This window comes from Catenibacterium sp. (assembly GCF_052354645.1).
Taxonomy (GTDB): Bacteria; Bacillota_I; Bacilli_A; order Erysipelotrichales; family Coprobacillaceae; genus Catenibacterium; species Catenibacterium mitsuoka_A.
Map to the genome: position 1 here is coordinate 1 of NZ_DAWDDM010000119.1, position 5,971 is coordinate 5,971.

The window sequence follows — 5,971 nt, forward strand, 5'->3', positions numbered from 1 at the left end:
CACATCCTTTAAGAGTTATTTCCATTTTACCTGTCTTGCATCTCCTTATTATTTCTATATTATTTTCTATTTTCTCTATCTTCTTATACTCATACTTTCTGCATCTGCACCGTTTATTCGTATTAAGAAAGAAAGTATAGTCTCATTACTCAGGGAGGAATAATATGATTCAACTTAAATCAATCAACAAGCGTTATCTACATGAACATGTCTTAGAAAACATTACTTGTACTCTTCCTGATACAGGATTTGTATCACTTGTTGGGCCAAGTGGATGTGGAAAAAGTACTTTACTTCATATTATTGCTGGACTTGATCATGATTACTCAGGAGAAGTGATATATGAAAAGAATAAGAAAGTTTCTATCATTTTTCAGGATTTTCATCTTATACCTTGGCTTTCTATTAATAATAATATACGTTTATATGATTACTTTCATAAATCATCCTACATACTGGATGAAACATTGACTAAACAATTTAAGAATACTTCAGTTAATGATCTTTCCTTAGGACAAAGACAACGAGCAGCGATAGAGCGTGCACTTTATTATGATCCAGATATTGTTCTATGTGATGAACCAACAGCTTCACTTGATCCAGATAATGCAGAGAGAGTATTAAAGATATTGAAGCAGCGTTCTCATTCTTCTCTTGTATTATTTGTATCCCATGATGAAGTATTAGTAAAACAATATAGTGATCGTATTATAGAGATGAAGGATGGATGTATTATAAAGGATACACTTATTAAAAAGACAGAAAGTTATCCTCGAGAGAACCATACCAATAATAAGCCACGACATTTTCCTATACTTAAATTAACTATCCAATCATTCTTAAGTAGTCGTAAAAGATTTTTTCAGATGTCATTTTCTCTATCTATCGCATTATTATGTTTGATGATGACATTTACATTTACATTCTCTTTTCGTAATACTATTTATCAATATCTTTCTTCATTGATTCCACAGAAGTCAATTACTTATAAATTACGTAATGATGATCCTTTATCTTTAACCCATTTCAATGAAGCATCCTATCATTATTTAAATCTTGATGATTATGATCTCATGGGAATCTCTCATAATAGTCAACGTTATCAAAAGAATGACGTATTATTTATATCAGACGACTCGTCCTATACCACTCATTATATATATGGTAGAGCTCCACAAAATAATGATGAAATTGCGGTTCCTCTCTCTACTGCAAGAAAACTTGCACAAAAGAATAAGGTCAATACATTACTTAATACAACTTGGACAATCTATTATAAGCATCAATTAAAGATAAAGGGAAAAGAAGTAAAGATAGTTGGTATTTCTCCACAAACCTATAATTATGATGCCTTCTATATGTATGAATATGCCAATTATCATTGGATAGAGTCCATCTTTAATCAAAGACCGACTGCAAGATATGGTATGTTGAAATATAAGGAAGATAAATCCATTATAGATTCTTTAAAAAAGAATTATCCTGAATATGAGTTTAAAGCAATGGGGGAATCAACTCAAAAAACTTTTAATCAGAATATGAATAGAATTCAGATGGTTCTAGTGTTATTCTCTATTCTCACAATACTTTCTTCTATATTTATGATAATGGAAATCATGATTCTTCATGCGATGCATTTAAAGAAGGATCATGCCATCATGAAGGCCTATGGTGAAAAGAAAAAACATATTTTTAAGATGTCTTTCTGTCAATGTTTGATTCTCCATTCTTATAGCTATGTGACAGCTTCACTCATATTACTTGGTATTATGAAGATAATGAATCAAATCATCCCACAGATTACAGACTTTCCTATGCATATCACTTTCCAGCCTCTTATTATGTTGATATTGTGGATTGGTTCTTTCTTATTAGTTTGTTTCTCTACGCTATTTAGTATTCTTTATATTATCAAGCTCAATCCATCCCGCATACTTAAAATGAGATGATACTTCTTGCAAATAATGGGAAATTATGATAAGGTGTGTAAGTATATAAAAGTCAAGGAACTAGAGTAGTAGATGGTCATACTTTTTAAGAGAACTTATGGCTGGTGTGAATAAGTAAAGTTATCCATTGAACTCGCTAGGGAGATGGGTCTGTGATAAGCAGATCACGTATTGCTGCGTTAAAGCATTAAGCGCATGAATCAGTCTTCATGAACTAAGGTGGTACCGCGAGTTCTCGTCCTTAGACATGAGGACTTTTTTTATTTTAAAAGTGGAGGAGACAAAATTATGGCTTATGATCATAAAATAGCAGAAAAGAAATGGCAGAAATACTGGGAAGAGAATAAGACATTCGAAACAGATGTTTATGATTTCTCAAAGCCTAAATACTATGCCTTAGACATGTTCCCTTATCCATCAGGACAAGGTCTTCATGTTGGACATCCAGAAGGATATACAGCAACTGACATCATGTCAAGAATGAAGAGAATGCAGGGATATAACGTATTACACCCAATGGGATTTGACTCATTTGGTTTACCTGCTGAACAGTATGCAATCAAGACAGGTAACCACCCTGAAGGATTTACATTAAAGAATATTCAGACTTTCACTAAACAGTTAAAGATGTTAGGTTTCTCATTTGACTGGGATAAGCAGGTATCTACTTGTGATCCTAGCTTCTATAAATGGACTCAGTGGATTTTCAAACAGCTATATGAAGATGGTTTAGCTAGATATGTAGATATTCCTGTTAACTGGTGTGAAGAATTAGGTACAGTACTTGCGAACGATGAAATCATCGATGGTAAGAGTGAACGTGGTGGATTCCCTGTTATTCGTAAGAATATGAAACAGTGGGTTATTGATATTCCTAAATATGCTGAAAGATTACTTGCAGGATTAGAAGAAGTTGATTGGCCAGAATCTACTAAAGAAATTCAGAGAAACTGGATTGGTAAATCAATCGGTGCTCATGTTGATTTTAAGGTAGATGGTTATGATGATAAATTCACAGTATTCACAACACGTTGTGATACATTATTTGGAGCTACTTATTGTGTATTAGCACCAGAACATGAATTAGTAGAAAAGATTACGACTCCTGATAAGAAGGATGAAGTAAAAGCTTACTTAGATGTATGTGCAACTAAGTCAGAACTTGAAAGAACTGAATTAAATAAAGAAAAGACAGGTGTCTTCATTGGTGCTTATGCAATCAACCCAGTAAATGGTAAGAAGATTCCAATCTGGATTTCTGACTATGTATTAGCTGGTTATGGAACAGGTGCTATCATGGCTGTTCCTGCACATGATGATCGTGACTATGCTTTCGCAAAGAAGTTTGGTATCGATATTATTCCAGTATTAGAAGGTGGAGATGTTACTAAGGAAGCATGGACACAAGATGGTGTACATATTAACTCTGACTTCTTAAATGGTTTAGATAAACAGGAAGCAATCGATAAGATGTTAGACTGGTTAGAAGAACATCATTGTGGTTCTAAGCATGTTAACTATCGTTTAAGAGAATGGATCTTTGCAAGACAGAGATATTGGGGTGAACCAATTCCAATCATTAACTTTGATGATGGCTCATCTGTTGCATTAAGTGATGATCAGTTACCACTTATCTTACCTGAACTTGAAGATTATAGTCCATCAAAGACTGGTTCTTCTCCATTGGATAAGGCTGTTGACTGGGTTAATGTAGAAGTAGATGGTAAGAAGGGTAAGAGAGAAACAAGTACAATGCCTGGTTCTGCAGGATCTTCTTGGTACTTCTTAAGATATATTGATCCACATAACGATAAGGCTATTGCAGATCCAGAATTATTAAAGCACTGGATGCCAGTTGACTTATATGTTGGTGGACCTGAACATGCAGTAGGACACTTATTATATTCACGTATGTGGAATAACTATTTATATGACAAGGGTATCGTACCAGTTAAAGAACCATTCAAGAAGCTATACCATCAGGGTATGATTCTTGGTCCAAATGGTGTGAAGATGTCTAAGTCAAAGGGTAATGTTATTAATCCAGATGATATTGTAGAAGCATATGGTGCAGATACATTACGTTTATATGAAATGTTTATGGGTCCTCTTGAAGCATCTAAACCTTGGAGTGAAACAGGTGTAGAAGGTTCAAAGAAATGGCTAGAACGTGTTTATAGATTATTTGTTGAATCTGATAAGTTAACTGATATAAATGATGGTTCATTAGACTTCGTATATCACTCAACAGTTAAGAAAGTGACTGAAGACTATGAAAACCTTGGCTTTAATACAGCTATCTCACAGATGATGATCTTCATCAATGAAGCATATAAGGCTAAAGCAGTTTATAAGCCATATGCAGAAGGTATCGTTAAGATGCTTTCATGTATTGCGCCTCATATCTGTGAAGAAATGTGGGAAAAACTTGGTCATGAAGGAACAATTGCTTATGAAGCATGGCCAACATATGAAGAAGACAAGCTTGTTGTATCTACAATTGAAATTGCAGTACAGGTAAATGGTAAAGTACGTGGACGTTTATCTATTAATAAGGATCAGGAAGCTGAATCTGTTAAACAGCAGGCATTAGAACTTGAAAATGTTAAGGCACATACTGATGGTAAAGAAATTAAGAAGATCATTTATGTTCCTAACAAGATTGTAAATATTGTAGTTAAATAATTCGTTAAGGCATCTCTTAGGAGATGTCTTTTTTTTGGATTAATGGACGATTTCTTCATGATAGTAAGAGAGGATATGATATGATAATATCAAGGGAGCGATAAAGTATGGAAATGAAATATCATTTGAGAAAGATGACATTTGAAGGAAAAAGTTACAATGTTTTAACGGATGAAGAATTAAAAGACTTAATTGTTTCTGAGATTTATAACAGAAATATAAAGAGGTAAATGAATATGGAAAAAAATTTTGATGACAAATCTGCGTTGAGAGAATTAAAGAAAGGATATGGTAAGGCTAAAACATTATTAGATGATGTTGATGAATTAGAACGTTTTTTACAACGATTAGAAAAGAAACTTAAAACAATACCTGCACTTGGAGATAAACTAGCTGTTTTACCGATAATGATTTCACTTGTTAGAAATTATATAAAAAAGGAATATACAGATGTTCCTATTGGTACAGTTATCGCAATAATTAGTGCATTGATTTATGTCTTATCTCCAGCTGATATTATTCCAGATGGTATTCTAGGTGTCGGATATTTAGACGATGCTGCTGTTGTTACAATATGCTGGAAATTGGTGAAATCTGATGTTGAGGAATATAAAAGATGGCGTCAGATGAACGGAAAAGTAATTTAGATTTTATTAAACAAAAGGCAATAGAGGATGACTAAGCCATCTCACTATTGCCTTTTAATAATGCATGTATTTTTATTTTATATGATATATAAAGCAGTACTGCTGCACCTGTCCATGCGAGTACTTCTGCAAGATAAATACCATTCTGACCTAAAAATATAGGGAAGATGAGGGCAACACCTACACGAATAACGAGTTCCACAATGCCTGATACCATTGGTATAAATGTATTTTCCATTCCCTGCAAGGCACTTCTATATGAATGCAGCATATAGAGAATTGGTAGACATACTGCCATAATGAAGAGATACTTATAAGAAATAGTAAGTACCTTATTAATCTGATCAGGTGTACCTGAAATAAAGAGTAATAAGATATGCTTACCAAATAAAACCATTGAGACACCAATAATCACTGAAGTACAGAATGATAAGAAGGCTGCCTGTGCGACACCTTTTTTAATACGTTCATACTGCTTAGCACCTAGGTTCTGGCTATTAAATGTTGTAATGGCATAACCAAATGAAATAGCGGCTACTTCTAATAAACCATATAACTTATTTGTGGCAGTAAATCCTGCAATAAATAAGAATCCAAAACCATAGACTACAGACTGAAACATAATAACACAAATAGAAAAAATGAGGTTATCGAAGGCAATAGGTCAACCTAACTGAAAAAATATCTAGA

At 33.5% G+C, this 5,971-nt stretch carries 4 protein-coding genes and 1 other annotated feature; of the genes, 3 read left to right on the forward strand and 1 reads right to left on the reverse strand.

Annotated elements, in window-relative coordinates; all coding sequences use genetic code 11:
* Positions 1-164 precede the first annotated feature (164 nt).
* The 3 genes from ACT8VG_RS06470 to ACT8VG_RS06480 all read left to right on the forward strand — a co-directional run bounded on the left by ACT8VG_RS06470 (position 165) and on the right by ACT8VG_RS06480 (position 5,281).
* Positions 165-1,949 (forward strand): ABC transporter ATP-binding protein/permease, encoded by a 1,785-nt coding sequence (locus ACT8VG_RS06470; protein WP_187012626.1) that lies wholly within the window; start codon positions 165-167, stop codon positions 1,947-1,949.
* Between the two features lie 46 nt (positions 1,950-1,995).
* Positions 1,996-2,195 (forward strand) — a binding site (T-box leader).
* Positions 2,196-2,237: 42 nt separating this feature from the next.
* Complete coding sequence (leuS, locus tag ACT8VG_RS06475) at positions 2,238-4,634, forward strand: leucine--tRNA ligase (protein WP_187012627.1); 2,397 nt, start codon at positions 2,238-2,240, stop codon at positions 4,632-4,634.
* Between the two features lie 266 nt (positions 4,635-4,900).
* Positions 4,901-5,281, forward strand: a complete 381-nt coding sequence (locus ACT8VG_RS06480) for a YkvA family protein (RefSeq protein WP_444195442.1) — start codon at positions 4,901-4,903, stop codon at positions 5,279-5,281.
* Between the two features lie 31 nt (positions 5,282-5,312).
* Here the strand turns inward: ACT8VG_RS06480 and ACT8VG_RS06485 are convergent, their stop codons facing one another.
* Complete coding sequence (locus tag ACT8VG_RS06485; protein WP_444195443.1) at positions 5,313-5,942, reverse strand: MATE family efflux transporter; 630 nt, start codon at positions 5,940-5,942, stop codon at positions 5,313-5,315.
* Positions 5,943-5,971 lie beyond the last annotated feature (29 nt).

Coding starts and splice junctions, on each gene's coding strand:
- ACT8VG_RS06470 (WP_187012626.1), top strand. CDS start 165: ATGATTCAACTTAAATCAATCAACAAGCGTTATCTACATGAACATGTC.
- leuS (WP_187012627.1), top strand. CDS start 2,238: ATGGCTTATGATCATAAAATAGCAGAAAAGAAATGGCAGAAATACTGG.